The sequence below is a fragment of the Azotobacter beijerinckii genome, assembly GCF_900110885.1.
Lineage (GTDB): Bacteria > Pseudomonadota > Gammaproteobacteria > Pseudomonadales > Pseudomonadaceae > Azotobacter > Azotobacter beijerinckii.
In genome coordinates, this window is sequence record NZ_FOFJ01000032.1 from 15,584 (window position 1) to 40,966 (window position 25,383).

Annotated in this window: 30 protein-coding genes; 7 read left to right on the forward strand and 23 right to left on the reverse strand. The window is 64.7% G+C overall.

Annotation, left to right across the window (positions count from 1 at the left end):
• Positions 1–71: 71 nt before the first annotated feature.
• Together BMY22_RS15250 and BMY22_RS15255 are read right to left on the reverse strand one after the other, a co-directional pair.
• On the reverse strand, positions 72–2,108 hold the full coding sequence (locus BMY22_RS15250) for a TonB-dependent receptor family protein (RefSeq protein WP_090623530.1): 2,037 nt from the start codon (positions 2,106–2,108) through the stop codon (positions 72–74).
• Between the two features lie 145 nt (positions 2,109–2,253).
• Positions 2,254–2,631 (reverse strand): DUF2946 family protein, encoded by a 378-nt coding sequence (locus tag BMY22_RS15255; RefSeq protein ID WP_090623532.1) that lies wholly within the window; start codon positions 2,629–2,631, stop codon positions 2,254–2,256.
• 345 nt (positions 2,632–2,976) lie between these two features.
• Between BMY22_RS15255 and aptA the strand changes: the two genes are divergently transcribed.
• Positions 2,977–4,323 (forward strand): omega-aminotransferase AptA, encoded by a 1,347-nt coding sequence (gene aptA / locus BMY22_RS15260; protein WP_090623535.1) that lies wholly within the window; start codon positions 2,977–2,979, stop codon positions 4,321–4,323.
• A 445-nt stretch (positions 4,324–4,768) separates the two neighbouring features.
• Here the strand turns inward: aptA and BMY22_RS15265 are convergent, their stop codons facing one another.
• Positions 4,769–4,996: a hypothetical protein gene (locus BMY22_RS15265; protein WP_090623537.1), complete on the reverse strand. Its 228-nt coding sequence runs from the start codon at positions 4,994–4,996 to the stop codon at positions 4,769–4,771.
• A gap of 922 nt (positions 4,997–5,918) precedes the next feature.
• Positions 5,919–6,080, reverse strand: a complete 162-nt coding sequence (locus BMY22_RS24410) for a hypothetical protein (protein ID WP_167363747.1) — start codon at positions 6,078–6,080, stop codon at positions 5,919–5,921.
• Between the two features lie 118 nt (positions 6,081–6,198).
• On the opposite strand from BMY22_RS24410, the gene BMY22_RS15270 reads away from it, so the two are divergent.
• Positions 6,199–7,119 (forward strand): HNH endonuclease, encoded by a 921-nt coding sequence (locus BMY22_RS15270; protein WP_090623539.1) that lies wholly within the window; start codon positions 6,199–6,201, stop codon positions 7,117–7,119.
• A gap of 152 nt (positions 7,120–7,271) precedes the next feature.
• Here BMY22_RS15270 and BMY22_RS15275 read toward each other — a convergent pair whose 3' ends face one another.
• From BMY22_RS15275 to BMY22_RS23850, 4 genes are all read right to left on the reverse strand, one after another.
• The gene (locus BMY22_RS15275; RefSeq protein ID WP_090623540.1) at positions 7,272–9,344 is read right to left on the reverse strand and encodes a hypothetical protein; all 2,073 of its coding nucleotides are present in this window, start codon (positions 9,342–9,344) and stop codon (positions 7,272–7,274) included.
• A 27-nt stretch (positions 9,345–9,371) separates the two neighbouring features.
• Positions 9,372–10,811 (reverse strand): hypothetical protein, encoded by a 1,440-nt coding sequence (locus BMY22_RS15280; protein WP_090623541.1) that lies wholly within the window; start codon positions 10,809–10,811, stop codon positions 9,372–9,374.
• 403 nt (positions 10,812–11,214) lie between these two features.
• A complete protein-coding gene (locus BMY22_RS24925; protein ID WP_244158881.1) occupies positions 11,215–11,607 on the reverse strand; it encodes a hypothetical protein in 393 nt (130 codons plus the stop codon).
• 612 nt (positions 11,608–12,219) lie between these two features.
• Complete coding sequence (locus BMY22_RS23850) at positions 12,220–12,480, reverse strand: hypothetical protein (protein ID WP_143068505.1); 261 nt, start codon at positions 12,478–12,480, stop codon at positions 12,220–12,222.
• 564 nt (positions 12,481–13,044) lie between these two features.
• On the opposite strand from BMY22_RS23850, the gene BMY22_RS15290 reads away from it, so the two are divergent.
• Entirely contained in the window at positions 13,045–13,953 is a 909-nt protein-coding gene (locus BMY22_RS15290; RefSeq protein WP_090623543.1) for a restriction endonuclease, read from the forward strand.
• A 118-nt stretch (positions 13,954–14,071) separates the two neighbouring features.
• On the opposite strand, the gene BMY22_RS15295 is transcribed toward BMY22_RS15290, so the two are convergent.
• The 10 genes from BMY22_RS15295 to BMY22_RS24415 all read right to left on the reverse strand — a co-directional run bounded on the left by BMY22_RS15295 (position 14,072) and on the right by BMY22_RS24415 (position 20,033).
• On the reverse strand, positions 14,072–14,683 hold the full coding sequence (locus tag BMY22_RS15295; protein WP_090623544.1) for a hypothetical protein: 612 nt from the start codon (positions 14,681–14,683) through the stop codon (positions 14,072–14,074).
• Positions 14,684–14,775: 92 nt separating this feature from the next.
• The gene (locus BMY22_RS24930) at positions 14,776–15,687 is read right to left on the reverse strand and encodes a hypothetical protein (protein ID WP_090623547.1); all 912 of its coding nucleotides are present in this window, start codon (positions 15,685–15,687) and stop codon (positions 14,776–14,778) included.
• Between the two features lie 3 nt (positions 15,688–15,690).
• Complete coding sequence (locus BMY22_RS15305) at positions 15,691–16,050, reverse strand: hypothetical protein (protein WP_090623549.1); 360 nt, start codon at positions 16,048–16,050, stop codon at positions 15,691–15,693.
• 322 nt (positions 16,051–16,372) lie between these two features.
• Positions 16,373–18,604 (reverse strand): DUF927 domain-containing protein, encoded by a 2,232-nt coding sequence (locus tag BMY22_RS15310; protein ID WP_244158882.1) that lies wholly within the window; start codon positions 18,602–18,604, stop codon positions 16,373–16,375.
• A complete protein-coding gene (locus tag BMY22_RS15315; RefSeq protein ID WP_090623550.1) occupies positions 18,601–18,831 on the reverse strand; it encodes a hypothetical protein in 231 nt (76 codons plus the stop codon). The genes BMY22_RS15310 and BMY22_RS15315 overlap by 4 nt, the downstream gene beginning before the upstream one ends.
• Positions 18,828–19,079: a hypothetical protein gene (locus tag BMY22_RS15320; protein ID WP_090623553.1), complete on the reverse strand. Its 252-nt coding sequence runs from the start codon at positions 19,077–19,079 to the stop codon at positions 18,828–18,830. Before BMY22_RS15320 ends, BMY22_RS15315 begins: the two co-directional genes overlap by 4 nt.
• A 3-nt stretch (positions 19,080–19,082) precedes the next feature.
• The gene (locus tag BMY22_RS15325; RefSeq protein WP_090623555.1) at positions 19,083–19,385 is read right to left on the reverse strand and encodes a hypothetical protein; all 303 of its coding nucleotides are present in this window, start codon (positions 19,383–19,385) and stop codon (positions 19,083–19,085) included.
• On the reverse strand, positions 19,382–19,684 hold the full coding sequence (locus BMY22_RS15330; protein ID WP_090623558.1) for a hypothetical protein: 303 nt from the start codon (positions 19,682–19,684) through the stop codon (positions 19,382–19,384). The genes BMY22_RS15325 and BMY22_RS15330 overlap by 4 nt, the downstream gene beginning before the upstream one ends.
• Complete coding sequence (locus BMY22_RS15335; RefSeq protein WP_090623559.1) at positions 19,681–19,863, reverse strand: hypothetical protein; 183 nt, start codon at positions 19,861–19,863, stop codon at positions 19,681–19,683. Before BMY22_RS15335 ends, BMY22_RS15330 begins: the two co-directional genes overlap by 4 nt.
• Positions 19,860–20,033, reverse strand: a complete 174-nt coding sequence (locus BMY22_RS24415; RefSeq protein WP_167363748.1) for a hypothetical protein — start codon at positions 20,031–20,033, stop codon at positions 19,860–19,862. Before BMY22_RS24415 ends, BMY22_RS15335 begins: the two co-directional genes overlap by 4 nt.
• A 373-nt stretch (positions 20,034–20,406) precedes the next feature.
• Between BMY22_RS24415 and BMY22_RS15340 the strand changes: the two genes are divergently transcribed.
• The 3 genes from BMY22_RS15340 to BMY22_RS24675 are packed head-to-tail and all read left to right on the forward strand — an operon-like array spanning position 20,407 to position 21,219.
• Positions 20,407–20,679, forward strand: coding sequence for a BrnT family toxin (locus BMY22_RS15340; RefSeq protein ID WP_090623562.1), 273 nt, complete (start codon positions 20,407–20,409; stop codon positions 20,677–20,679).
• Positions 20,660–20,965 (forward strand): BrnA antitoxin family protein, encoded by a 306-nt coding sequence (locus BMY22_RS15345; RefSeq protein WP_090623563.1) that lies wholly within the window; start codon positions 20,660–20,662, stop codon positions 20,963–20,965. The genes BMY22_RS15340 and BMY22_RS15345 overlap by 20 nt, the downstream gene beginning before the upstream one ends.
• Positions 20,966–20,988: 23 nt before the next feature.
• Positions 20,989–21,219, forward strand: a complete 231-nt coding sequence (locus tag BMY22_RS24675; protein WP_208599298.1) for a helix-turn-helix domain-containing transcriptional regulator — start codon at positions 20,989–20,991, stop codon at positions 21,217–21,219.
• Positions 21,220–21,323: 104 nt separating this feature from the next.
• Here BMY22_RS24675 and BMY22_RS15355 read toward each other — a convergent pair whose 3' ends face one another.
• The 5 genes from BMY22_RS15355 to BMY22_RS15375 are packed head-to-tail and all read right to left on the reverse strand — an operon-like array spanning position 21,324 to position 24,567.
• Complete coding sequence (locus BMY22_RS15355; RefSeq protein WP_090623564.1) at positions 21,324–21,995, reverse strand: Rha family transcriptional regulator; 672 nt, start codon at positions 21,993–21,995, stop codon at positions 21,324–21,326.
• The gene (locus BMY22_RS15360) at positions 21,992–22,189 is read right to left on the reverse strand and encodes a hypothetical protein (protein ID WP_090623566.1); all 198 of its coding nucleotides are present in this window, start codon (positions 22,187–22,189) and stop codon (positions 21,992–21,994) included. Before BMY22_RS15360 ends, BMY22_RS15355 begins: the two co-directional genes overlap by 4 nt.
• The gene (locus tag BMY22_RS15365; protein WP_090623568.1) at positions 22,189–23,547 is read right to left on the reverse strand and encodes a replicative DNA helicase; all 1,359 of its coding nucleotides are present in this window, start codon (positions 23,545–23,547) and stop codon (positions 22,189–22,191) included. Before BMY22_RS15365 ends, BMY22_RS15360 begins: the two co-directional genes overlap by 1 nt.
• Complete coding sequence (locus tag BMY22_RS15370; RefSeq protein WP_143068506.1) at positions 23,544–24,335, reverse strand: ATP-binding protein; 792 nt, start codon at positions 24,333–24,335, stop codon at positions 23,544–23,546. The genes BMY22_RS15365 and BMY22_RS15370 overlap by 4 nt, the downstream gene beginning before the upstream one ends.
• A complete protein-coding gene (locus BMY22_RS15375) occupies positions 24,322–24,567 on the reverse strand; it encodes a hypothetical protein (protein ID WP_090623572.1) in 246 nt (81 codons plus the stop codon). The genes BMY22_RS15370 and BMY22_RS15375 overlap by 14 nt, the downstream gene beginning before the upstream one ends.
• Before the next feature lie 488 nt (positions 24,568–25,055).
• Between BMY22_RS15375 and BMY22_RS15385 the strand changes: the two genes are divergently transcribed.
• On the forward strand, positions 25,056–25,383 hold a 328-nt coding region (locus BMY22_RS15385), incomplete at its 3' end, for a transposase (protein ID WP_143068507.1).

Genomic DNA, 25,383 nt, shown 5'->3' on the forward strand with positions numbered 1-25,383 from the left:
ACGTGCCTCCGCACGCCTATCCAGCCGCGAATTGCGCCCCCCAGCAATGAGCAGGCGAAGCAGGGCCACGCTCAAAGCCGCCACTCCAACCCCGCGTAAACACTACGGCCGTCGCCGGGCAGGAACTGGGCGCTGTCCTGGTCGCGGGCATCGGCGATCACCCCGGTGGTGGCGGCATAGCGGCGGTCGGAGAGGTTGCGCCCCTCGATGAAGAAACCCAGCCCCTGCCCCGGCCGGTAGCCGGCCTTCAGGCCCCAGAGGGCGTAGCGGTCGGCGTACAAGGTTTCCGCATGGTCCACCGCATAGTGGGTCGGCACCCACTCGAAGGTCGGCCCGGCGTACCAGCCGGCGCGCTGCCAGAGCAGTTCGCCCTTGACGAAGTGGCGCGGCATGCCGGCCAGGCGGTTATCGCCGTAAACCTCGTCGTCGTCGAAGCGGAAGTCGTTGAACAGGTACTGCCCACGCAACACGAAGGTGCCGACCGACCAGGCGCCGCCCAGTTCGACGCCCTGGTGCAGGGTGCGGTCGGCGTTGACCGTGCCCAGCGGATCGCCGTTGGCGTCGTTGAGCGCCAGCAGCTCGTCGCGGATCTCGCTGCGGTAGACCGCCAGGTCGAGGTCCACGCCGTCACGGTTGTAGCGCAGGCCGGCCTCCCAGGCCCTGGCCCGCTGCGCGTCGTTCTTGCTCACGATCTGGCCGCCGGTCAGCTCGCTGAAGGTCGGTGGCTCGTAGCTCTGGCTGAAGTTGGCGAATAGCTGCACGCCCTCGGCCAAGTCGTGGCGCACCCCAAGGCGCGCGAGGCGGCCGACGTAGGTCGCCTCGAAGGATTCGTCCTGGAACACGCAACGGCTGGTGACCGAGGCGCTGCATTTGAAGCGGTCGTCGACCTCGCGCTCCTGGTGCAGCCAGGCCAGCCCGCCGATCAGCGCCCAGCGCTCGGCCAGCGGGATCTCCAGCTCGGCGAAGGCATTCAGGTTGCGCGCGGTCTGGCGCAGCTCGTTGAGCTTGCGCCCGGCGTGACCGCCGACGTTCTGGTGACGCACGTCATGGTTGCGCCCGTGGCTGGCCTCGATGCCGCCGGTCCAACGCCAGCCCTGGCGCTCCCACTTGTGAGTGAGGCGCAGACCGTAGTCCTCGCTGTCCACGTCAAGCACCTGATAGATCGGGTGCCAGAGATCCTTCTCGCTGTAGAAGCTCGCCAGTTCCAGGCTATGGCCGCCGTCCAGCTCCCAGACGGTGCGGTTGCCGATCCGGTCGAGGGTGAAGTCGCGGCGCTGGTCGTTGCGCAGGTTGCCCACTGCGGCCTGTTCATCGTCGTCCTGCATCTGCGCCTTGGTGAGGTTGCCCGGCAGTTCGGAGTCGGTTTCCACGTGGGTCAGGTAGAAGCGGGTGGACAGGCGCTCCGTGAGCCGCCCGCCGAGGTTGGCGAAATAGCGCTGGTTGTCCTGCTTGGCATGGTCGCGAAAGCCATCTTGGGAGGAGTCGCTCAGGCTCAGGTAGGCATCCCAATCGCCGAAATCCTCAGCTACCGCCATGAACAGCCGGTGATAGTCGAAGCTGCCGCCCTCGTAGCGCAGGTCCACCGGCGGTGCGCTCTTGCCGGTGGGCGCGACGAAGTTGACCGCCCCGCCGAGGGTCGCCGTCCCGTAGTGCCAGGCGTTGGCGCCGCGCAGTACCTCGATGTGGTCGGTGGCCAGCGGCTCGATGACCTGGAAGTCGAAACTGCCATCGGCCAGGTTGACCGGCGCGCCGTCCTGCATCAACAGCAGGCCGCGGCCGTGGAAGGTGCGCTGCAGGCCGGAGCCGCGGATCGACAGGCGCGACTCCTCGGAACCGAAGCGCGGCTGGACGAACACCCCGGTGGCCATCCCCAGGGCGTCCTGCAGGGTGCTGCTGCGGCCGGTCTTGTAGGTTTCCCCGTCGACCAGCGTGGCGCCGCCGGGAATCCGCGCGAACTCGGCGCGCTTCTCGGCCAGGGTCGGCGCGGTCGGGTCCGACGCACGGCGGCCGTCGATGGTCATGCTGTCCAGCTCGATCTGTTCGGCCAGGACAGGGGTTGCCAGGCCGGCGCTCAGCGCCAGCAGGCTCAGAATGGATGAAGGGCGCATCCCGTTCTCCTGAAGTTCTTCTTCGTTCCATGTCGGGCATGGCCCGGCCGTGGCCGGAACCACACCGAAGTCTCGGGAAAGGTCGGCGCGCATGCTCCCGATTCGGGCTAGCCCGAAGAGGAACGGCGGCGACGTCGCACAGGAATCAGGGGGCGCGGGGGTTGGCCGGCGGCCAGTGCTGGCGGGGCGGCGCCTTGCCACACGGCGCCAGGCGGCGGCACCACTGGCGCGGCGGGCGCAGCCAGGTGCCCAAGACGAACAGCAGGGCCAGGTCGACGAGGGCGAGGACGCTGCAGAGCGGGCAGCTGACGAAAGCCGGGGTACCGTCCGGAGCAGGATCGCCAAGGTCGCCATCCAGCGTCGGTCCGGCATGCCCCATCGCAGAACAGAACAGACCGCCCACCCCGGCCAGCGAGAACCCGGCCGACAGCCCATGGCCGATGCTGCAGTGCAACGAGCCCAACAGGACGCTGAAATACAGCATCCAGGCGATCAGCGAGCGGTGGTTACGCGCAGAGTCCATGGGGACGGGAGACGGGCCGAAGGTTCGAGGGACTGAGAATCTACCCGATGATCGCGCGCCAGACAGCACTTCGCAAGCGACGGAAGAACAGGCAACGCCGCGCAGGAACAGATAAAACCGTTGGAGCGATCCTGACCGCGACGCCGACGCCGCCTCCGGCAGCAACAGCGCTGCCCAACCGTCCGGCGCCGGGCAGTCCGTTCGGACCCATGCCCCGCCCCCGAGGTGATGTCCGAGGAACTCATCGGCGTGATGTATTTCACCCTGGCGCTATCGCGCTTGCTCGGCCTGGCGATCGCCCGACGTTAGACTCGGATCAGACCCGCTCCCTGCCTGCGAGGCCCCATGAACCAGTCACTGGAAATCCGCTCCCCCCTGGCCGCCGAGCTCGACCTGCGCGCCCACTGGATGCCCTTCACTGCCAACCGCAACTTCCAGCGCGATCCCCGGCTGGTCGTCGCGGCGCAGGGCAACTACCTGACCGACGACACCGGGCGGCAGATCTTCGACAGCCTCTCCGGCCTCTGGTGCTGCGGCGCCGGTCACGGCCGCCGGGAGATTGCCGAAGCCGTGACGCGCCAGCTCGGCATCCTCGACTATTCCCCAGGCTTCCAGTTCGGCCACCCGCTGTCCTTCCGTCTGGCGGAAAAGATCGCCAGCCTGACCCCGGCCGGCCTCGACCACGTGTTCTTCACCGACTCCGGCTCGGAATGCGCCGACACCGCGGTGAAGATGGCCCGCGCTTACTGGCGCCTGAAGGGCAAGGCCAGCAAGACCAAACTGATCGGCCGCGCTCGCGGCTACCACGGGGTGAACGTCGCCGGCACCGCCCTCGGCGGCCTCGGCGGCAACCGCAAGGCCTTCGGCCCGCTGATGGACGTCGACCACCTGCCGCACACCCTGCTCGCAGAAAACGCCTTCAGCCGCGGCCAGCCGCAGCACGGGGGCCCAGCGTTGGCCGACGAACTGCTCAAGCTGATCGAGCTGCACGACGCCTCGAACATCGCCGCGGTGATCGTCGAGCCGATGTCCGGCTCGGCCGGCGTCCTGGCCCCCCCCACGGGCTACCTGCAACGGCTGCGCGAGCTCTGCGACCGCCACGAAATCCTGCTGATCTTCGACGAAGTCATCACCGGCTTCGGCCGCACCGGCGCGCTGTTCGGCGCCGAGCGCTTCGGCGTGGTGCCGGACATTCTGAACCTCGCCAAGCAGCTCACCAACGGTGCCATTCCCATGGGCGCAGTGGTGGCGACCGGCGAGATCTACGACACGTTCATGCAGCAGGCGCTGCCCGAGCACGCGGTCGAGTTCGCCCACGGCTACACCTACTCCGCCCACCCGGTCGCCTGCGCCGCCGCCCTCGCCGCGCTGGAGCTGCTGGAGCGAGAAAGCCTGGTGCAGCGGGCAGCGGAACTCGCCCCGCACTTCGAGAACGCCCTGCACGACCTGCGCGGTACGCGACACCTCCTCGACATCCGCAACTGCGGCCTGGCCGGCGCCCTGCAGCTCGCCCCCCGCAACGGCGACACCACGGTGCGCCCCTTCGAAGCGGCCATGCGCCTCTGGCAAAAGGGCTTCTACGTGCGCTTCGGCGGCGACACCCTGCAGTTCGGACCGACCTTCACCAGCTCCAGCGCGGAACTCAACCTCCTGTTCGACGCCGTGGGCGAAGTGCTCGGTGGGATCGACTGAGAACTGGGCCAAGCTTGGCAGCCTCGCATTTCGAGTCGATCAGAGGGGTAACAGTGCGTGCCATAGGGATACGCTTCAAAAGCGAACCGGCGTATCCCTAAACGCCCCTGAAAGCGCGGGTAATCCAGATAAAAGGAAGAGAGTTCAGGGACGAAAAACCGCTACAAGGGCCGGTTTCTCTGGGGTTTCCGTCTCACTCGGGGGAACTCGGTAGTAAGCGGAGGAACGTATATGGTGCTTGGATGGGACTCGAATACACTACGCTAAAGCCGCATAATTACTTGAATTGACAGCTTTCAAATTGCTTTCGTATACCTAAACATATACCTAAAACCGAAAGTACCCCCCTTCCTGCCTGCTGGGATGACGCCATGCTGGCGCTGGTGATCGTCGTCACTCTCCGTCCTCGGGGTGGTGGTCGGCAGGTATTACGCCGATGGGTGGATCAGGCCGGCAGCCTCAACCCCAACTGGCGGGCGACTTCATCTGGCGACAGGCCGTCGCGCAGTCGGCGGTGGGCTGCTCGGGTCATTTCGTCCAGGGCGCGCTCCTCGAACTTCTCCGCCATCGCTGCGGCCTTCCTGACGATCAGCAGCGCCAGCTCAGGCGGGAACGGCACCGGCTGGCGCTGGCGGTCGTAGTCGTCCAGGTAGTTGCGTTGAATGGCGGCCATGGGTCGTGCCCTCTCTGGTGGTCTGGTCGGCATAGTGTGCCTTGCCGGTGGCCGCCTCGCGTGCGCGTGCGTACTGCTGCGAGAAGTCGGGCAAGCAGTCGGCCACCTGCTCGGCAGGAGGCCTCAGATCGGGGTATCCTTCCAGGCGATCATCCATCAGCAGCCGGCGCGGCGAACATCTCCCGCGTTTTAGGGCGATCACCACGCGCACGCGGGGCCTGCCGGGCTTCGTGCGAATTTCGGACGAAGCGGTCAGCTCCTCGCGCGCACTGGTCGGTAGATCAGCCGAGTTTTGGGCCGATGTCCGAAACCGCCACGGCGGCGGTTTGAGCATCCGAGCATGATCCAGTTCTGGATCATCCTCCCCATATGGGGGAATGAGGCGTGCTCAGTGAGACGTTTTGGTCTCAGTGAGACTGATCGATCTGTCTCGGCTCTGCTGGTCCGAATCGGACCTGTTGGTCTGTTTCGGCGCAGAGTGCCATTCCCGGCACAGTGTGTTGATTTCGACACGGTGGCGGCCCGGCCACAGTGTGGCGCTCTCGCCACTCAGGGCAGCACCAGGGCGAGAAATCCCGCTTCGCAGTGCGCGCCTCGGAGTGCGAACCAACCATGCGAACCAATCGTGCGTACCGGGTGCGTACCGGCCTGCGTGAGCGGATCGCCCCTTCCCGATCAGCGTCACGGAAAACGGGCATTTGGCTGTTAACCGCCGCTGGTAACCAGGGCTGCAAACCTGCTTGCCCGTGGATACCTCGATGGATACCAGCGTCTGGATACCGGCGATGGGGCCACCTCCCGAAATACCCCCAAAGCGGGGGATTTTCTCGGTGGTCGGGCAAAGGCCGCAATTCCGGCCTTTCTGCGCGCGTAGGAGTGGTGACTTTCCGGTTACCACTGGTGACTCGTGCGCTCACACCCCTTAAGGTGCGTCCATCGGCGGAAACAATATCCCCCACCCGGTACGCTTTCTGGCTATCTCAACAGGCAGAGAACGGCCAAAAGCAGACAAGCTTTGAGGCTGGCTGCCGGCTTCACCGCAGGCCAGGGAAAGAGCAACCACCAGCATCAGGGACTTCTTCATTTGGCAACATCGCACATGAAGAGACATGAGGAGCCCTGAGTGTTCAGTTATAGCGTTTTCTCGCTCAATCCCTACAGGGAGGCTACCATCGCGCCAGGAACTGTACTGAGGGATCGCGATGAGCGTTGACGGAATACGGCTCGGAGAATTCCAGCTAATCGAGTCGGGGATAGCCGGCGCAGGACATAAGCGCTACATCGGGGAACGATTCATCTGCCGCTTCTGCGGCCGTAGCCGTGAATCCGTGGACTTCAAAAAGAAGGCCCATGCTATTCCTGAGTTTCTCGGAAACCATCAACTCATCCTCAACTCGGAATGCGATAGCTGTAACGAGTACTTTGGCAACACGATCGAACCGCACCTGGAGAAGTACACACACCCCTTCAGGACTCTGACTGGGGTCACGAACAAGGCTAGGAAAACCCCTAAGCACTGTGACGAAAAAATCGATGCCCTTCAGTTTGATCGCCACACAAACCATATGACCGTCGTCCTGAACGACGACGTAGCGTTCAGGCATCACGATAATCACGTTTCCTGGGTTATGCAGAGGAAGCCGTTTGTACCCTACATGGCTTACAAGGCACTCTGTAAAATTGCCGCCTCGGTCGCCAATGACAGGTATCTTCCCCTCTTCAAGCCCACTCTCGAATGGCTGAACCCGCTCTCTACTCGCGAGCTCAGCATTAGCCCGACCGTCGTAATCGAGACTCTGACACCAGGGACAAGATATACCTCGTGCGTCTACAGGCTCTATTTTCGGAACACCAACACGTTCCCACACTGCCTCTTCTGGATTGCCTTTGGAAGCTATGCCCTGATGACCTTCGTGCCTACTTGGCTGGACTTTGGCGCTGGGGTAGCCCTCCAGTCCAAACTGCCTTACGTCCCCGACATCCGGTCGGAAGAAGAAATCGCCAGGTTCGGGCAGCAATTGCATACTGAACGTGATTTTTCGTCTAGAGAGCTCACCAGCTTCTCGCATGAAGTCCACATGCGGTTCGAGTCTATTGAAGAGGAAGCTATACCACCAGAATAAGGCTCAAGTCCCAACATTACACTACTGACGCCACAACTGGTCCAGAACCACCGTGCGCGCCTTGGGGTGTTTCCACCGATGGAAACGGTGTTTCCTCCCGCGTGGGGGGTGTTTCCATCGGCGTTAACGGTGTTTCCTGCGGCGTAGCCGCGTCACCTTGCCTGCCGTTCCTCCTGCGCCTTCCGAATAGCGCGCTGAGCGACTGCCGGGATAACTCCCATCTCGCGTGCCAGCGCCTTGGCATCCAACTGCTCGCCGGCGGCCAGGCGCTCACGAACAGCCGGCAGAATGCCCGGCACCGTCTTCGGGCCGGGGGCGCGCTCGGTACCCTGCTGGGCCGATCCGATGGCCAGGGCTTGCCCCGCGGTGGTGGCCATGGGACCAACGCTCGGGGCCTGCTGCCGTACGGCCCCACGCAGGGCATCGAGCCCGCCCTGCTTGGTCAGCACGTCGGCGATGGCGGCGTCGGACTTTGAGCCGAGAGTGTCACGCACGTTCTTTCCGGCGCGCCGCACGACCTGCGCGAACAGGCCGCCGACAGGCGTTCCGGTGAAGGCGCTGACCGCCAGGTCTCCGAAGATGCCTTCCGCGCCATCCATTTCGGCCATCCTGCGAGCCGTCGCACTGTTGCCGAGCGAGCGGCGGGTGGAGGTCAAGACGCCTTCCTCGAAGTTGATCGTGTCGTCCCATCGTTGCCGGGCGGCGTCGTCCGGTAGCATGGCGTCGACCTTGGCGCGCATCGCCGGGCTTCGCAGATCCCGCAACAGGTCCGGGAGCCTGGCCTTCTTCTCTCGCATATTGTTGATGATGCTCGATACGGCGCCGATCCGATAAGCCTCCAGCTCTGACGGGTTCATCTTCGACAACTCGTCTGCCAGCTCTTCGGCACTCACGTTGCCATTCATGATGGTCTTGCCCTTGTTTATGGCTTCGATGTACTGGGAGTGCCCAGCCCACGAGGCTCTGGCCTGGCGATAGGTCGGGCTGGCGTCGTCCATCAGGCCAATGAGTTTGGTGCGAATGCCCTTGATGACACGGGCCTCGTCAAGGTCGCCGGACTTCTCCAGGGTGCCCACCTTGGAGTCGAGGTACTTCTTCACGAAGTCCAGATCCCCGGTGGATGGCACGCTGGCCACGGTGAAGGTCCCATCGTCCTTGAGGTCGATGAACTTGCCGTAGAAGTCGCGGCCCTCATTGGCGGCGCGGCGCTCGGCGCCCTTGTACGCCTCCTGCATGATCGGGCGTTTGAACAGGTCTTCCAGTTCCTTTGTCCACGGCACCGGCTCGCGATAGGCCTGCTCGTACAGTGGCCCGGCTTCCCTTGCCCGCTGCTTCATCGTTTCCTCGATGGCTCTGAACGAATGGCGTCGCTCGCTGCCCGATGCTTTGCCGATCCCATCGGCTGCGTTGCGCACGGTGTCGCGCTCATTGCGTGTCCAGGACAGCGGCGGGCCTACGGAGGGCGCCATCCCGGTCGAGCTTGAAACGGCTCCCGGCTGGGCGGTACCAAAGGTCACGTCCTCCAACGTGTCGCCGAGGCGTTGCCCCTGTCCTTGCTGGCGTTCGGTCAGCGCGGGAATGACCTGTGTGCGGCCAGCACCAGGCGTCTGCGCCACTCGCTCGAGCAGACCCTGCACGTTCTCGCCGCCGGCATCGGCTGGCATGGCAGAGCCAGGGTAGCGCTGCTGCAGATCCTCGGCCTTCTGCGCGAACTGCTGGCCGGTCATACCGTCGCGCTGGATCGCCCGGTCTACCTGATGCAGGGCGGAGCGCTCGGGCGAGGTGGCTGCGCTGTAGGCGCCCTTGGCGCCACCGACCACGGCCGGCACGGCCCCGCCCACGGCTCCACCGATCAATGCGCCATCGGCCGCCCCCGGCATGCGCTCCAGCGGGTTGCCCTCGGCGGACCCGGCCCCGTACAGGCCGCCATAGGCCGCGCCTTGCAACGCGCCTTCGGCAACGGACTGCGCGACGGTCGGCTTCGGCAGTTGGCTGGCTGCGCGGGTCAGTGCTCCGCCGGCGCTCGGCAAGGCGCTGGTCCCGCCAGTGGCCAGCGCCGGGAGCAGCCCGCCGACCGCACCGCCCGCCCCGCTGACAACCGGATGCTGCTCGCGTGCGACCTGATTGAGCGCGCGCTCGCCGGCGACGTTCTTGTCGTAGCGCTCCTTCCAGGTGTCGCCGTCATTCTTGGGGACTGCCGGCCTCTTCGGCTTCCGGGTAATCATTGAGCCAGCTGTGTTGATCCTCGGCCATCACGGCTTCCTCCGCACAACGCCATCGGGTCCAGTGAAGAGCGACCCGGAGGGCAAGGCCTCCACGTCAGCCCGAGACGCGACACGCACCGGTGCGGTAGCCGCCGCCGGGGCGCTCTCGTCGGACTGGCGGCGTCCATCGGCTACAGGAGCCGCAAGCTGCTGAGCACTGCCCATGCCGTTACGGATCGACTCCAGGGCGCGCGTTCTCGCCTCGGCCTTCTGATTCAGAACCTCTTCGCTGTCGCCCGGCTGGGGCAGGTACATCCGGCCGTAGATCGCCATTTCCTGATCGGTGATGGCTGCGCCGGTGTCCTTGCGCAGGATGCTGGCCAGCAGCTCGCGGCCAGACTGTTCGGCCTGCTGCCGCTCGGTAGAGACAAGGGTGTTGGCAACAGACGAATCCCCGACCCAAGGCGCCCCGCGAATCATGGTGTCCACCACGCCGCGCACGGCACCTCGCTCACCGGAGGATCGCGCGGTCAGGGCATCCCCCTGCTGAGCCAGCTGCGCATTGGCCTCGTTGCCACGGCTGTAATAGACAAGATCCTTGCTCTGCTGCTCGGTCAGCTTGGTATTCGGACCGGCGGCAGCCTGTGCCTTCGCATAGGCACCAGGGTCTCGCGCCAGCAGGTACTGCCGCTCGATAGCGGTGCGCTCCGCTTGGGGAAGGTTCGGGTCTTGCAGCTTGGTCAGCAGCGCTCCGGCGTTGACCTTGTTCTGTAGATCGAGGCGGGCAGCCTGCCGCTCCAGGGCAGGGATACCGCTATCGACGGTCTGTCGCTTGACCTGACGCTCCAGGGCGCTGTCAGCCTCGACATTCGCCAACTCCCGAGCGCGCAGCTGGCGATCCAGGTAGGAGTTGATACCGCTCTGGCGCAGCTGCTGCCCCTCCAGCCGGTTGCGCTCCATGGCCACGTCGGTGCCGTACTTGAGCCGGCGGCGGGCCTCCATGTCGCGGTCTTCCAGGCTCCCGCGGGTGCTGTCGGCCACGACGGTGAAGTTGCCGGTATCACCGATGCCGCCCCTGTTCGCTTTAACCATTCCTGCCCGCTCGGCATTGGCGCGCTCGAAGCGGTCGAGAGCGAGGCGGCTATCGCCGTCCTGTCCCTGGGAGAAAGAGCCGAAGCCGTCGCCGATGTTGGCCAGCGATCCACGCGGCAAGGCGTTCGGATCGTTGCTCCCCGATGCCAGCACGCGCGCACCGTCCGGCGCCGACATCGAAGCAAGACGAGAGGTTGGGCCGATGCCAAGCTGCTGCGTGCTAAAGCGCCCCTGCGCGGCCTGCTGGTTGCCGGGTGCGTTGGAGAACTCGGCAATGCCGCCGACGCCGCGCGCGACAATCTCGCCGCCCTGGGCGCCCTTGCCTATCCCGGTGAAGCCCCAGCCCCCCGGTTGCGACGGCACATCGATTGCGCTGCGCTGGCCAGGCGGCTGCATGGGAGAACCGTCCGGGGCGGAAAGCTGCCTTGGTACCGCTCCGCCAGCTTTAACGCCGAGCGGGACAGAGATGCCAGGTAGCGGAGCGCCAGCAGCTGGGCGGTCAGGAAGCCCGGCAGCCCGGCGGGTAGCGCTCTGGATGTTCTGGGAGGTCAATCCGCCGACCCCCAAGCCTGCTGGCGAGCCAGCTACCGCTGTGCCCGCGCCTGGATAGCTCGTGAGGGGGGCGGGCTTGCCCATTTCAGTCTGGCGGGATCTGGCTCGAGGGATATCGCCGGCAGTACCGCCGGCGGCGTCGTATTCTGGTGCGATCATGGATGGCGTTCCGGTGTGGTGTTGGAGCTTTCAGCAGATGTGACCCCCGCAAAGCACGCAATCACTGGAACGCCAGTCGGAGAAGAAACTACCCGTTCGCCATCGTGAAGCTGTCCATCCACCTACGGCCGCGCAACTGCGGGCACAACGCCTCCGCCCAGCCAGCACCTCGCATCCGGCGCATCTTCACCGTCTGCCACTTCAAGCCCCGCTCGGCGGCCCACTCGGGGGCCTCCTTGGTTTCTCCGTCGAGCGTCACCAGCGTTGAAGCCGCGCATATACAGGTGTTCTTTCGAGCCCTCTGCACTGCGTCTTCACGCGGCTCAGGATTCAGCGCATCGGCCCACGTCTCTCCCCGGTTGCGCCGCGTCCAGACAGCTGCCCAGCTAAGCTCGCGTTCTTCTGCCCACACCTTTGCCTGCTTGGTCACCCCTTCTAGCGTAACCATCTCGGCAGTCGAACAAAGAATGACTCTGCGCATTTCACCCCCCCACCGTGTCCAGGTGCGGGCGACGCTATGTGACTGGGGCCAATGCAACAGAGGACGGCAGCAGCTCGCGGGCGAAGGTGACAGGCATCGGTTGAGCGAATGCTCAGCAGACGTTCAATGAACGCTGAACGTGGGAGCGCCGAGTGTGGCCCGGCCAGCAGGGATCTGCACTCTGGCGCGCAATGGTGGAGAAACGGTCGTGTAACGGTGAAGTAACGTTACAAGCCAGTGCCGAGCACCGCCTTGGCGATGCCTGGCCCAGTGCCTGTCTGGTGCTGACCACTGCCCAGGCAGGCTGGGCCGTCGATGTGACGGCTCAGGTTGGGCCGGTGACTGTGCGTGACCGATCATGACAGCGCGTGACACGCTGCTGGCAGTGCTCGGCCCAGTGCCAGGTGCGGCCTTGGCGATGCTGTTCAGTCAACTCGGCAGGGCTTGCGCAACAGATCGGACAGCGGCAAACCAGATGCCCGCCCCGGATTGGCCGGCGATCATTCCCGGCTTTCCGGGTATGTAGAAAGACCGGATCTGGTAATGCCGAAATCCCGGTAATTCCCCCTGATTTGGGGTATTTGGCCTGCGCCATCAGGCCCACGGTTGCTGCTAGGTGATGCCGGATTTTCCGACATCAAAGCCGCCAGGGCTGGACCTCGATGCCAGGTGCGAACCGATGCCGCGAACCAGTGCGATGCGCTCAGCGACCGGCGCAGGGCTTTCGTCGGTGCGGAAACTTTCACTGCGGACATCCGTGCGGACACTTTCCGAAATGTCCGCACCATTGTCCGCACCCTGCTGAGCTTCCTTTTCACGCCCGCGCCGGTTCGTTTTTCGCCACCCGTTGCCAACCTGTGAGGTATCCAGCAAACCCGCGTCATTCCTGAATAGAAGCCCCTTTTCAAGGGCGCAGCGAATCTGCTTCTCGTCGCAGCCTTAGCGCTTGGTGAGCTCGCGGATGGCGATGAACTCTTGGCATGGTGCGGACAACTTTTTGAACCTCATAGCCGGGGATGAATCGCGGCGCGCAATGCCCTCGATGCGAAAACGCCCAGGAGGGACCCATGAAGGGGGGGGCCTGTCACTGCCCTGGCGATGCTCGGCCCGGTGCTGGTCTGGTGCTGCTCACCCCCAGGAGAGTGCTTGTCGCCATCCTTGGCGAGTGGGCCAGTCCTTCATCTGTGCCAGCAGTTGCCGGGCGTTGGGCGGCGCTCCGCTGAGGGCTTGGGCGAGCTGTGCGGCCTTGCTGGCGGTAGCATCGCGTACTGGGGGCAGCGTGTGGCATTTCGCGCATGAGCGTCTACATTCAATAATCAATCGGCACAAGTCGATAGGCCATGGCTGACATGTCCTTCAGAGTAGGTGAACTAAACGAAACAAGGATGTAGAAGTGTTATCGGGCGTATAGTGCTCAATAAATAGCCAGGCACACAAATGGAACGTATTCTTCGATATGACAGTCGCGAATTGGCTGCCGCTGCGTCAGAGCAAATGTATGACGAAGAGTGTTCGCTCAAGGGTTGTCTAACATCAAAAATCGAGCGCACTACAAAGTACAAATTTAGTGTGCGGGAGAATATTTTGAGCGGGCAGTTTGGCTTGCATGTTCCAGAAATCTATTGGGCAGAACTAAGCCAAAAGTATCATAATGGGATCTCCCTTAATAACCCGCTATGGATTGATGAACAATTTATAAATGGCGAGCCACACTTAGCCATAGGAAGTGGTGTGTTTGGGTTTGAAATAGTTGACCCTAAGGAAAAGCGAAAGATTCTAGAGGGTAATTTCTCTCCAGAGTTGCTTGCCGAGACACGCAGCACGGTACGGCGTTACGACTCTATCGTTCGAGAAAAAGCGGCAGACCATATCAATGCAATATTAAAAGCAGACGATGCGAGTCGACGTCGCCAGCTGGAAACGATAGATCCTTTTGCCTTCGAAGAGTTGACCGCTGAGCTTCTAAATGACAATGGGTTTGATGTGTTTTTAACGCCACGGTCAAACGATGGTGGCAAGGATATCATCGCGGCATATCCCGATAATGGCGGCATTGTGCTAGTGATCGTTGAATGCAAGCGCCGAAAGGTAGAAAAAACGCTTGGTCCGCCTGAAGTCCGTGCTCTGCTGGGAACGTATTCAGTCGAAAGTGCTAAGGGGAAGGGGTTTACTTTTGCCATGATGGTAACGACCGCTAGGAAACTTGGGCCTGCCGGTTTGGAGTGCGTCGATGTGGTTACCCACTTATCGGTGAAGACGTATGACAAACTAATGGAGTGGATAGAGTCCTACGGCAAAATCCGAAATGATCTTTGGGTGCCACAGCAGTTCAAGAACGTCATGTAAGAGTGCGCTTGGCCAAGTAATATTGTCGAAACTACCAGTTCCGGCAGTCTCGACTGAAACAGGTAGTTTCGCCGGTGCCGACCACCAAGGCATTGAGCCCTGACAACCGGCGGGAGAGCTACTTGCCGACCACCCGCAGCTTGGGCGCCAGCTTCGGCCCGAATGGCGCCCCCGGGGCGAATGGATCGGGCAGCAGGTGCCTGGGGGTTTCCTTGATGAACTCCATCATGGCCGCATGGCAGGCGCTGAACAGCGGCCCGTCTTTCCAGTCGGGGTCGTGACGGTCGGCGCTGTCCTCCAGGCCGGCGACGAATATCAGGTCGCTGATGGTCGTGTGTCCAGCGCGACAGGCCATTTCCCGGTGAGCCGGGTTGATGTTCAGCAGGTCGCACAGCCTCTCGAAGCCAATCGACTCGTCCAGTTGCTCGCTGTCGTGCAGCAGGGTGCGGCCGAGGCCCGTCAGTGCATGGCGCAGGATGTCCAGCTCGGTGGCCATGTGCTCGTCGGCCTGCCGCTCCAGCTCGGCCACGCGGGTGGCGGTGAACGGCAGGAAGGCGCGCAGCTTCCCGGCCTCACGGCGCAGGGCCCGGCGCTCGTCGTGGATGGCCTCGCGCTCCCGGACGAACAGCCGGCAGAGGCGCCGAGTGGCGATCAGCCGGGCGCGAGGGGTGGAGTCGGGATTGCCGGCGATGTCGGCGAGGATGCGGGTACGGGTGCGGGGTTCTTTCATCGGGGCGGTTCCAGATGTCGGGGTGTGGGCGAAACCGGCATGGCGCCGGCTTCGATCAGGGTCGGAAAAAAATCCGGGGCGGTGTGCGGGGTTCAGCCGATCAGGTTTTCCAGGATGGCGTCACCATCGGCGCCATCGATCTGCTGGTGCTCGATCAGGTAGCGCAGCACGGCCTTGGCCTCGTCTCGGTTTCGGGGACGCATCTCGGCCAGCAGGCCGAACACGAACCGCTCGCGGGCATACGCTTGGGGTGGGCCTTCGCTGCAATCCCGGTCGACGGCATTGCGCAGCCAGTAGAGCTGGCGCCAGTAGTCCAGTTCGTGCAGGCAGTCGCCCATGGTATGCGGCAGCAGCTCGGGATGAGCCTGGAAGCGCTGGGCCGCCTTGTCCTTGTCGTAGTCGCCAAGCATTCCGCCACGCTTCAGGCCGCGCAGCGCTTGGATGCAGAACGCTTCGGCCTCGGTATCGGCCAGCACGTTGTCGAAGCGCGCTACCGCCTCCACGCGCCGCCGCTCCCGCTCGATGGCGCCAGCCGCCAGCCCTTCCAGGTCGGCGAAGCCGAAGGAGGACAGCGCGGCGAACAGGTTGCCCGGGTGGGCCGCGGCCAGGTGGTCCCGATAGCGCCTCTCCAGCACGGCGAGCGGCGTCTCGATCTTCTTGGCGGCCTCCATGGCCCGCTCGATCAGCGCGGCCTGGCCGGTGCCGATCACGCTGCGCAGCCACAGCACCGCATCCACTTCCTTGTCGCCGGTGACGACTTCCTGCGGCGGCAGCTCCGGCACGGCCGGCAGCGTCTCGGCGCTCTCGCGGATCGGCGGCAGGCTGAACAGGGCGCGGTGCTGTTCGTTGTCGCGGAAGGCGCCGGAACGTGAAACCAGGGTCTTCACCGTGCCCAGCGGCAGGCCGGTGGCGGTGGCCACCTCGCGCAGCGATAACCGGCGGCGCAGCTCGAGCACCTGCCGGCGCTGCTGCTCTGAAACCCGCTGTTTCGTGGTCGTGGTCATGGATCAGCTCTCCAGAATGTCGGCATCCGGCCAGCGCCAGCGCGCTTCGGCCAAGGCTTCGGTACGGGTGGACAGCTCGCCGACCATGGTGCAGATCGGCTTGCCGCCCCGGGTGATCGTCCAGGCGTTGCGGCGGGCCTCTGCCGGGCGCTCCGCTGCTGGTGTTGGGATGGGTACTGCTGGCTCCTCTGCCGTGGCCCGTAGCGGCTCCGGGGCGGTCTGGTGGTCGTTGATGGCCGGCGCCAGCGCAGCGACCTTCACCGCGTTCGCCGAAGCGATGGGTTTGCCGGTCATTTCGTTGCAGATACCCGATTTTTCCGGCTCGCTTTCCAGCAGTTCGAACAGTTCCGCCAGTAGGGTCATTGGGCCTCTCTTGCGTTACTCATCAAATGTTTCTCTAAAAGCGAAAAATCCTGGGGAACTGGGGAACAAAACGCTGTAGACCTAGTGCCACGCGGGTTACAGCGTTCCCCAAGGGTCAGGGAACACGTTCCCCGCCCTGAGAGCCGGGGAACAGGAACAAGCACCAGGACGAAGCGGCTCGGGAATGGAAAGCTCGCCTCTTCTCACAATGTGGTGTGTTCCCCCGTTCCCCATCCCTCTCTCTCTTGGGGAACAGACGAAAGCCGCGTCATTGCTGGGCTTTAGCCATCTTGTTCCCCTGTTCCCCACGTTCCCCGGATTTCTAGGTTCCTGTGTGTTTGTTGTCGTCGGTGCCTGCCATCTCCAGTCGGTCGGGGTCGATGACATACAGCCCTTTCGGGGAGCCGCCTCCGGGTAGCCGGTACTTCTTGGTGTTGCGCGTGCGGTCCTTCTCGATATCCCGCTTGACGATGGCGCCTGCCGTATCCAGCGCCGTGACGATCCGCGCCAGCCCGAACCCGTGGGCGGCTTCCTGCAAGCCGGACGTGTTGAACAGGAACAGCCGGCGGTTCGGCTCGTCCTCCCAATAGCCGGCCCGATTGGTGACGCGGTTGTCCGTCTCGCCGGCATGCACGTCGGAGAATCGGCTGTCGCCATGGCGCTCGATGAAGCGGGCGAGGCTGGCCAGAATCTGCCGGTCCTCCGCGCTGCCGCTGCCCACCCGCTCCAGCCACTCGCGATAGAGCAACAGGCTGTCGGCCAGGCTGGTGCCCACCGGCCAGGGCAACAGGCCGTAGGCGATGGCCATCTCGCCGGCCAGGGCGACGACGGCGAAGCGATCCGCCACCCGCCCGGCCTGCGCGCTGTCCGACTGGAACTCGGCGCGCACCTTGGCGAAGGCCTCGAGCAGCCCGTCACGGTCGTTGCCGGCAGTCAGCTTCTCGACGAAGACCGGTCCAAGGTGCCCGTAGTGCTCCCCCACGGCGCCGGTCATGAGCCGGTGAAAGCCCGCTCCGTCCAGGCCGTGGCAGTCGTCGAAGGCGCCGTGCGTCCGGGTGCCGGCGTTCACGTCCACCATGCGCAGCTCGGCGCCAGCGTGGGCCGGATCGCCCGACAGCGCGGCATGCTCGGAGAGCGAGCGCTCGCCGCTGGAGAGGGTGAGGAGGGTCCAACTGAGCTTGGCGCGCCCTTCCCGCTCGCGGTTCATGGTGCCCTTGCCGCAACCGTTGGCCAGCGAGTAGGCCATCTCCTGAATGTCCTTGGGGTTGGCGCGCTTGATCTCGTCCAGCGACAGCAGGGTGTCGTTGCGCGAGGCCGCCTCGATCTCCAGGCCGTTCTTGGTCATGCACCAGGAGGCGCCGAAGCCCGCCGGCCCCGGATCGCCCCACACCGACGCGCCGACCAGTTGCGCCAGCGACTTGCCCTTGGAGCTGTCGCCCACCAGGTGGACCCCTCCGCCGTTCACCTTGACCAGGTTCAGCAGCGGTCCGGCCAGCGCGCAGCCCACGGCCAGGGTCAGCACCGGATTGCCCACGCAACGGGCGCCCACCAGGGCCTGCCACTGCGCCAGCTCGCCACGCACTCGGAACAGGTCCGGCGCACGCCCGGACGACTGGAAGCGCACCCCCTCGCCGCCGATAGTGCGGTGGGGCAGGACGAAGACGCCCGACGCATGCCAGCCCGGCCGGCTGGTGGTGGCCAGAGTCTGGCGCGGCTGCTGGTCGAGCAGGTACTCCATGAAGCGGCCGCGCTGGCGTGGGGCGATCACCGCCCCCATGGCGAACAGGGCGCGCCTGATTTCCTCGCCGCTGCCGCCCAGCGTCTCCATGGGCATGGCCCACTCCTTGTCCCCGCCATGCGTCACCAGGCGCAGCAGGCGGCCCTCCGTGCCGTCGTCGCTGTTGAGGGTGCGGGCCACGACGAACACCGGCGTGGCGATCCAGTCGTCGCGCAGGGGGCGCTCGCTGTCCTCGCTCAGCTCCGCCTCCTCGTCCTCCTTGGTGCGCCGGTAGCCGTGCCAGTAAACGCCCGGCTTGAGCCTGGCGCCCTTCTCGTTCCGTACCCAGCCCTCATAGACGCCCCAGCAGGGGCGCTCCGGTTCCACCCTGGGCGGCTCGGGCTCGGCCGGTTCGGCGAGTTGCCGGTCGAGCCGCTCGATCCGTTCCTGCGCCAGCGCCATCCGGGCGACGTCCTCGTCGGACAGATCCGCACCTTTGGCCAGCGAGCCGTTGCCGGCCTCGATCACCAGACGCTCGAAGTGGCGCTCCTTCTCCAGTTGCTCGCGACGGTACTGCTGGCGCTGCTCCCGGCTCAGGTTGTCGGGGAACAGGTCTTTCAGCTCCAGGCCGACCGCCGCCAGCACGTCGCGGGTCTCGCAGCCGGCGTGGCAATGGAGCAGGACGCGGCCGCCCTGGCCGCGCGACAGGCTCAGGGAGGGCGACTGGTCTTGGTGGGCCGGACAGCGGGCGACATAACGCTCGCCGTGCTGCCTGACGCCTTGCAGCCGCGCCAGCAGCAGCTCCAGCGGGTCGCAGTGATTGTTCATGACGGTCATGCGGCCCCCTTCGGCGGCTGGGTGGGACGGGTGAACGGCTGGAGCGTGTTGCCCAGCCGGTTGGCGATGCCGTACAGCTCGATGCGTTTGTGCAGGTCGGGCTCGCGCTTGAGGTAGTCGGACAGGTCCAGGAACAGTCGCAGCAGCTCCACCAGGGTTTCGCGGTCGATGTGCGGTGCCTCGCGGGGCGGCTCGCCCCCGCCGCGCTTGAACGGGACGACGGTCATGGGTGGACCTCCTCGATGCTCTCTAAGCTGGCGATCAGTGCCACGGCCAGCCGCTCGGCGGCGGTGCTCCAGGCCGGCAGCGCGGCGATGCGCTCGGCACGGGTGACGGTCTGGTCGGTGGTGCGGTGGAGCGCCTGCTGCGCGGCGCGGATCAGCTCCAGGTGGCGCGTGGTCAGTTGCAGGACCGGGCCTTTCTCCGGGCAAGCCGATCCCGTCGCCGCCGGCTGGCAGCGTTGAAAATCACGCATGGGTCAGTCCTCGCGCTTGATCGCTTGGCGGCGTTCTTGGATGCCGTAGCCGGTATCGGTCAGCTTGGCGGACAGATCACCCAGGCTTTGCAGCAGCCAGCCGAGGTCGGCGATGGCTTCATGGTCAAGGCCGTGGTCTTCGTTCAGCGCCGCGCCGGCCAGCAGGCTGCCGATGGCTGCGATGCCGAAGCCGATGGTCTTGACACTGCTTTCGGTGAAAGCGTCGGCCGCAGCCAGCTTCTCCGGGGGCATGGCTTCGATTTGCTCGAAGCTCGGCAGCAGGGCATTCCAGTTCGGGACGTTCATGCCTCACCCCCTACGGCATCGAGCTGGCCTTTCAGCTGCTCGGTCTGCTGCTCCAGGTACTCGGACCACTCCACGGCCGACTGCTCGCCCAGGCCGGCGAGGTGCTGGGCGTCGAGCGCGCCGCTGCGAGAGTTATTGCCCAGGGCGACGAGCACGGCCGGAGTTGCCCGGTAGATGGCGCGCAGTAGAGAGGCCAGCATGTCGAGCCGCTCGCGGGTGGACTCCAGCAGTTCCAGCGCCTCGTCGGCGATGTCGGCGGCAGCGGTGTTGACGGCGGCGTGGGTAGTGCTCTTGCTCACTGGATCACCTCCACGGCTTCCGGGGCCTTGGTGGCAGTGCGGTCCTCAATGTGCCCGGGCAGGGGCTGGTGGCCGGCGGCGAGCGCCAGTTGCTCCAGGTCGGCCAGACGCACGCCGGCGGGCAAGCGCATGTTTCCGAGGATGCGGCCGGTGCTGTCGATCAGTTGAACGGCGATCACAGGGCCACATCCTGCGATTCCAGGGAGCGGGCGATGGCCATGTGCCGATTGAAGCGGCGCAGGCGGACGGACAGGGAAGAGTCGGCGTGCAGGGCGGCGAGTGCCATGGCGCGGTGGGCGCTGGCGCGTTGCCGGAGTGCGGACAGATTGAGGGCGGGGTCGTGCTTCATGGGGTATAGCTCCAATTTCGGTTTTGGAGCTGCCACGAATCGCCGCGACGCGATTTAGGGTGGCAGCTGTGCGCGGGTTCGCGGACCGGGGAAATTGGAACCCGGCAGGGCCGAAGCCCTCCCACGCACAGCCGCCATAGAGCGTCATTGCGGGCACAAAAAAAGCGCCTGCAATGGTCTTGGGGCGCTGTTGCGCCAATTTCATTCCCGGGCCGCGACGCCCGGCCACGGGATTGACCGTGACGGGCGCAGAATAGTGCCGGTCGATGGCCAGTGCAACCCCCGGTTTCAGGATTGAGCCTCTGCAAACGCGACTCCGCCCTTTCCACCTCGTCGGATTGACCGTCGATTTTATTGTTATTACATTAAAATAATGATCATCTACGACGAAGCCAAACGGCAAACCAACCTCGCCAAGCATGGGCTGGACTTGGCCGATGCCACACTGGTGTACGACGCGCCCGACAAGATCACGCTGCAATCGCCCAGGCAGGGCGAGGAGCGTCTGATGGACATTGCCATGGTCGAAGTCATGGGCGTGGTGTTGGTGCTGGTGTACGTGGAGCGGGGCGCCGATGTGCGCGCCATCTCGCTGCGCCGTGCCTCCAAACAGGAGAGGAAACTCTATGCGAACCTCAAAGACTGACTGGGATCGGGTGAAGCGTGAGGCCGAAGCCGACGCCAAGATCCCGTACAGCTCTGACGACGAGCTGTACGACCCGAACGACCCCGAGGCCGTCGATGCCTTCTGGCGGAAAGCGACCGTCCGCCGACGTGGCGAGCGTGGACCGCAGAAAAAGCCGGTAAAGGTCTCCACCACCATCAGGTTGTCGCCCGAGGTGCTGGAGGGCTTCCGCGCCATGGGCCCCGGCTGGCAGACCCGCATGGATGCCGTGCTGGCGGACTGGCTCAGGACGCATTCGCCGGAGTAGGTCGGCAAATCCAGGAGGGCGGCATGACTATCAGGCTCACCAGGTGGGACGTTGTCGACTATCTCAAAACCGAGGAGGACATCGCGCTCTACCTTGAGGCTTGCATCGAAGAGGCCGGCGACGACGCGGAGTTCATCGCCAAGGCGCATGAGTCTGTTGCTCGAGCACGGGTTATCCACCGCATTGGGGCAGGAGTAGATTCCCAGCCTGTCACCGGCGCCAGCCGGCAGGAATCTGGCTCCCGTCAAGGTTAAGCCAGTAGCGCGGGAGCGGCGATCTGCCGTGGCCCCGCGTTTTTCATTCCCCAGGCGCTGCCGGGTTCCCTCGGTTCCCCCGCAAAAATGCAAAGTCTGAGTCGTCATGCGGCACGTCCCCCCAGCAGCAGAGCCCCGGCGCTCGTCATGTAGGCCAGTACCGCCGCCTTCGCTTTGCGCCCAGCCTCGCGGTGATCGTCGCCATGCTCAAGGCTGGCATGCAGCTGGTTCCGGTAGACCGCCTGAAGCGTCGTCAGCAACAGCCGCTGCTCGATGGTCAGCGTGCCGCGCTCGCCGCTGGCAATCCCCATGACGGCGTTCAGCGCCTTATTGGCGTTGATGTGAAACATGCGCTCCGGCGTGTTGCTGCCGCACTCCCTGGCGCGCTGGGACAGGGCGGCCACCTCGTCATGCATGGCGTGGTAGAGCGGCAGGTACTGCGCATCCGTCACTCTGGCGTGGTCGCGGGCCTCGCGGAAGGCGGCGATCAGGTCAGCCTTCAAGTCCACCACGATGTCGGTATTCCGCGACAGCGACAGCAGGAAATAGCACTGGTCCTCGTTCAGCAGGGCGAATCGCTCAGCTTTGCCGCCGCCCTGTACGCGCTTACCAACCTCCGTTTGAAACGGAAGATGGCCAAAGCGCTTGAACTTGGCGGCATAGCGCTCGATCAGGTCCATGGAGTTCTTGTGCTGGTTGCCCAACTGCTTGGCCAGCAGACGGCTATCCGCCCGCGCCTCGCCCTTGAATTGGACCAGGGTAATGGCGTTGCTCATGCCGCCACCCCCTTGCGGCCCTTGGCCGGCTTGCTCAGCAGCGCCAGCACGGCACGGGTGCGAAGGGCATAGCCCTCTTCAACCTCTGCAATGAACTTCTCCACCCTGTTCTCTCTCGATTCAGACTGGGAACGCTTGATCTGCTCGCGCAGGGCCTTCCAGCGGCGTTTCTGCTCTTGGTCGGGGAGGATCATCAGAAGCCCCTCCCGAACTTGCCGCGGCCAATCTCAAGATCCTCTTGGCTGACCTCTCGCTGGCCGGCGAAGCTGACGAAGCGGGAGAACTGGCCTTGGTGCTGGACGAGGCACGAGCCGACCTTTGCGTGCCGGCACTTGCCCACGATCAGCTCGGTGACCCCGTTCTGGCCTTGCTCGGTATCGTTATCGCGGTGGACGAGGATTACTGTGTCGGCGTCGGCCTCGATCTGGCCGGAGTCGCGCAGATCCTGCGGAACGGGTCGCTTGCCGGGGCGCTTAGTTGAGTCGCGGTTGAGCTGGGCCAGCACGATGACCGGCAATTTCAGCTCCTTGGCCAAGGTCTTCATGGCCGTGGATATGCGGCCGAGCTCCACGGTGCGGTTCTGGCTACGGCCTTCGGATGCGATCAGGCCGATGTAATCGACCACCACCACGTCCAGCCCGTGGGTGCGCTGCGCGTGCCGGGCGATGCTGCGGATACGCGGGGCGGTCAGCCCGGGGGCATCGCACAGGTACAGGCCGGAGTTCTGCAGCTTATCTACCGCGGCAGTGATGCCGGTCCAGTCCCCATCCTCGAGCGAATGGCCTTCGTCGATCCGGCTCAGTTGGACGCTTCCGAGCGAGGCAATGCCGCGGTTGATCAGCTCCTTCTTCGACATCTCCATGCTGAACACCAAGCCCTTGCCGGCACCGCCGGTGGCGATGTGCTGGGCGATCTGCAGGCCGAGCGTCGTCTTTCCGCTGCCTGGCAGGCCGGCAATCACGATCATGCTGCCCGGGCGGGCGCCTTGGATGATGCCGTCCAGATCCGGAAGACCGGTGCTGTGCCCGCGGTCGACGCGACGGTGGAACTTGGCGTCGAGCTCGTCGATAACCTCCGGCAGCGCCTCGCTGACGTGGCAGTAGTCCTGCCCGCCGCCGCCCAGGTCATGAAGGTCGGCAACCGCCTGCTGTGCGCTGGCGATGATCTCGGCCACGGGGCGGTCCTCCCCGACGAGCTCGCGAATGGAGTCGGCCGCCTCAACCACCCGGCGAAGCACGGCACGCTCCTTCACGACGTTGGCATAGGTCTCCCAGTTGGCTGCCGACGGCACGTTCTTGGCAATATCGCCGGCATAGGCCAGTGCCCGGTCACCGCTCGGCAGGAACTGGTGCGTGGCGCCAACGGTCACGGCGTCGACCGGCATGCCGTCGGCGTGGCAGTCCATGATGGCCACGAACAGGGCGGCATTGTCCGGCTCGTAGAAATCGCCGGCCGCCAGTTTTGCGGCGATCAGGTCGATCTTCTCTGCGTCGAGCATCATCGCCCCAAGGACGCCGTGCTCTGCCTCAATGCTGAACAGGGCGCGGCTCATTGGTCACCCCCGCGGGCGGAATCCCAGTCGAATGCCACGGCCTGCCCGCCGTTCTCGCGCAGGCGATCCAGGGCCCGGTCGCCGATGTAGGCCGCCAGCTCAGTCGACGGCAGGTTGGACGTGATGATGGTCGGCAGCATGTTCCGGTACCGGGTGTCGATGATCTGGTGCAGGGATTGGCGTTCGAACTCCGTTCCGCCCTGGGCGCCGAGCTCATCGATCAGCAGCAGGTCGACGCCGGCCAGCTCGGCGAAGATCTCGCGCTCGCTGCTCGCGACATCACGGCCGAAGCTGGCCTTGAGCGCGCCGATGATGTCGGCGGCCGGGACGTACAGCGCTGTGGCTCCGTAGCGGGTCACCACGGCCTTGAGGATCGAGCAGCCGAGGTGGGTCTTGCCGGTACCGAAGTTGCCCATCAGCAGCAGGCAGCGGCCGGCGGCGAAGCTCTCCTCGAACTGATCGACGTAGGCGCGGCAGGTATCCAGGGCGAGCTTCTGGCCATCCAGCGGCGTCCGGTAGTTCTCCAGCGAGCAGCCGCGGAACCTCGGGGCAATTCCCGTTGCGAACAGAGCGGCGTTCCGGGTCTCCCAGCGCTTAGACTCGACCGCCTCGGTGCGCTCTGCGCTGTCCTGGCCGTGGATCGCGTCGAAGCGGCAGCGCTGGCAGCCGATCACCCGGTTGTCACCCTCGAAGGCCTCGACCAGCGTCCGGTCGAACTCGCCGTGGACAGAGCAGCGATCAGCGCGGATCTTGGTACGCGACACAGCGCCGAAGTTAGAAATTCGCACGGCGCACCCCCAAGCGTTCGTTCTCGGCGGTACGGGCGCGGATCTCCTCGGCGTTCACCGGCGGCAGGTTCGTGAAGCGAGATTGCTGGGGTTGCGGGAAGGCGCGGACGTTCTGCGGCAGGCGGGCATTGCGAACCCAGTTCCGCCAGGTGGCGAGCCAGTCCAGTTTCGCCGCGTTCTTGCCGGAGGCGGCATGCCAGTGATCAGCGAACTTCTCGCCCTCGCGGACCATCGCAGCCTCGGGGAACGCAGGGCGATCAGCAAGAGCCCAGGCCAGCCACTTAGCCGGCAGCGTCCAGTCAGCAGGCAGGCGCTTGGCACGCTGCGCTTTCGGCTGGGCAGGTTCGCCAGCATCATCGGCCTGAGCCTGAGCCTGAGCCTGAGCAGCGGTCGGCGCGTCAGCGGCGACATGCTCTTGCTCTTCTGGTTCTTGGTTCTTGGTTCTTGGTTCTTGGTTCTTGGTTCTTGGTTCTTGGTTCTTGGTTCTTGGTTAGCTTTCGATCCGGTTTCCTCTGGGTTAGCGGAAAAAACCGGCTGGGTTTCTGCTGGGTTATTTCCGCTTCCGTTTTGCTCGGGCGTCGGTTCGTTCTGCTTTGCTTCCGGTTTCTTCGGGCGACCGCCGCGCTTACCGTTCTCGGCCGCCTGCTTAGTCTTACTGTGTCAGAAGGAATCGGGGAGAATACGCCGTTTTAACAGCCGACTGGATTCACGAGAGAACGGATGGAACAACGCTTCGAAGCCTACCTCGATCATCTGTGCGACTCCCTGGGCCACGTGGACCGGCATGAAGGCCTGCGTGGGTATTGCCAGGGGCTGATGCTGCCGCTGGCACGAAAGAGCGTCGAACCGCTGGCTGCCGGAATCGATCCCCATGCCGTGCGGGCACGCCACCAGTCACTGCATCACTTCGTGGCCAAGTCCGACTGGTCGGATGAACGATTGCTCGAGCGTGTGCGGGCCTGGGTGGAACCGGCGCTGCTGCGCGAGAAAGGCACCGAATGCTACTGGATCATCGACGACACGGGCTTTCCGAAGAAGGGCAAGCATT

What these genes read in the sequence shown, in the direction of transcription:
- BMY22_RS15250 (WP_090623530.1), bottom strand. Translation starts at nt 2,108, where the DNA reads ATGCGCCCTTCATCCATTCTGAGCCTGCTGGCGCTGAGCGCCGGCCTG.
- BMY22_RS15255 (WP_090623532.1), bottom strand. Translation starts at nt 2,631, where the DNA reads ATGGACTCTGCGCGTAACCACCGCTCGCTGATCGCCTGGATGCTGTAT.
- aptA (WP_090623535.1), top strand. Translation starts at nt 2,977, where the DNA reads ATGAACCAGTCACTGGAAATCCGCTCCCCCCTGGCCGCCGAGCTCGAC.
- BMY22_RS15265 (WP_090623537.1), bottom strand. Translation starts at nt 4,996, where the DNA reads ATGGCCGCCATTCAACGCAACTACCTGGACGACTACGACCGCCAGCGC.
- BMY22_RS24410 (WP_167363747.1), bottom strand. Translation starts at nt 6,080, where the DNA reads ATGAAGAAGTCCCTGATGCTGGTGGTTGCTCTTTCCCTGGCCTGCGGT.
- BMY22_RS15270 (WP_090623539.1), top strand. Translation starts at nt 6,199, where the DNA reads ATGAGCGTTGACGGAATACGGCTCGGAGAATTCCAGCTAATCGAGTCG.
- BMY22_RS15275 (WP_090623540.1), bottom strand. Translation starts at nt 9,344, where the DNA reads ATGATTACCCGGAAGCCGAAGAGGCCGGCAGTCCCCAAGAATGACGGC.
- BMY22_RS15280 (WP_090623541.1), bottom strand. Translation starts at nt 10,811, where the DNA reads ATGCAGCCGCCTGGCCAGCGCAGCGCAATCGATGTGCCGTCGCAACCG.
- BMY22_RS24925 (WP_244158881.1), bottom strand. Translation starts at nt 11,607, where the DNA reads ATGCGCAGAGTCATTCTTTGTTCGACTGCCGAGATGGTTACGCTAGAA.
- BMY22_RS15290 (WP_090623543.1), top strand. Translation starts at nt 13,045, where the DNA reads ATGGAACGTATTCTTCGATATGACAGTCGCGAATTGGCTGCCGCTGCG.
- BMY22_RS15295 (WP_090623544.1), bottom strand. Translation starts at nt 14,683, where the DNA reads ATGAAAGAACCCCGCACCCGTACCCGCATCCTCGCCGACATCGCCGGC.
- BMY22_RS24930 (WP_090623547.1), bottom strand. Translation starts at nt 15,687, where the DNA reads ATGACCACGACCACGAAACAGCGGGTTTCAGAGCAGCAGCGCCGGCAG.
- BMY22_RS15305 (WP_090623549.1), bottom strand. Translation starts at nt 16,050, where the DNA reads ATGACCCTACTGGCGGAACTGTTCGAACTGCTGGAAAGCGAGCCGGAA.
- BMY22_RS15310 (WP_244158882.1), bottom strand. Translation starts at nt 18,604, where the DNA reads ATGACCGTCATGAACAATCACTGCGACCCGCTGGAGCTGCTGCTGGCG.
- BMY22_RS15315 (WP_090623550.1), bottom strand. Translation starts at nt 18,831, where the DNA reads ATGACCGTCGTCCCGTTCAAGCGCGGCGGGGGCGAGCCGCCCCGCGAG.
- BMY22_RS15320 (WP_090623553.1), bottom strand. Translation starts at nt 19,079, where the DNA reads ATGCGTGATTTTCAACGCTGCCAGCCGGCGGCGACGGGATCGGCTTGC.
- BMY22_RS15325 (WP_090623555.1), bottom strand. Translation starts at nt 19,385, where the DNA reads ATGAACGTCCCGAACTGGAATGCCCTGCTGCCGAGCTTCGAGCAAATC.
- BMY22_RS24415 (WP_167363748.1), bottom strand. Translation starts at nt 20,033, where the DNA reads ATGAAGCACGACCCCGCCCTCAATCTGTCCGCACTCCGGCAACGCGCC.
- BMY22_RS15340 (WP_090623562.1), top strand. Translation starts at nt 20,407, where the DNA reads ATGATCATCTACGACGAAGCCAAACGGCAAACCAACCTCGCCAAGCAT.
- BMY22_RS15345 (WP_090623563.1), top strand. Translation starts at nt 20,660, where the DNA reads ATGCGAACCTCAAAGACTGACTGGGATCGGGTGAAGCGTGAGGCCGAA.
- BMY22_RS24675 (WP_208599298.1), top strand. Translation starts at nt 20,989, where the DNA reads ATGACTATCAGGCTCACCAGGTGGGACGTTGTCGACTATCTCAAAACC.
- BMY22_RS15355 (WP_090623564.1), bottom strand. Translation starts at nt 21,995, where the DNA reads ATGAGCAACGCCATTACCCTGGTCCAATTCAAGGGCGAGGCGCGGGCG.
- BMY22_RS15360 (WP_090623566.1), bottom strand. Translation starts at nt 22,189, where the DNA reads ATGATCCTCCCCGACCAAGAGCAGAAACGCCGCTGGAAGGCCCTGCGC.
- BMY22_RS15365 (WP_090623568.1), bottom strand. Translation starts at nt 23,547, where the DNA reads ATGAGCCGCGCCCTGTTCAGCATTGAGGCAGAGCACGGCGTCCTTGGG.
- BMY22_RS15375 (WP_090623572.1), bottom strand. Translation starts at nt 24,567, where the DNA reads ATGGTCCGCGAGGGCGAGAAGTTCGCTGATCACTGGCATGCCGCCTCC.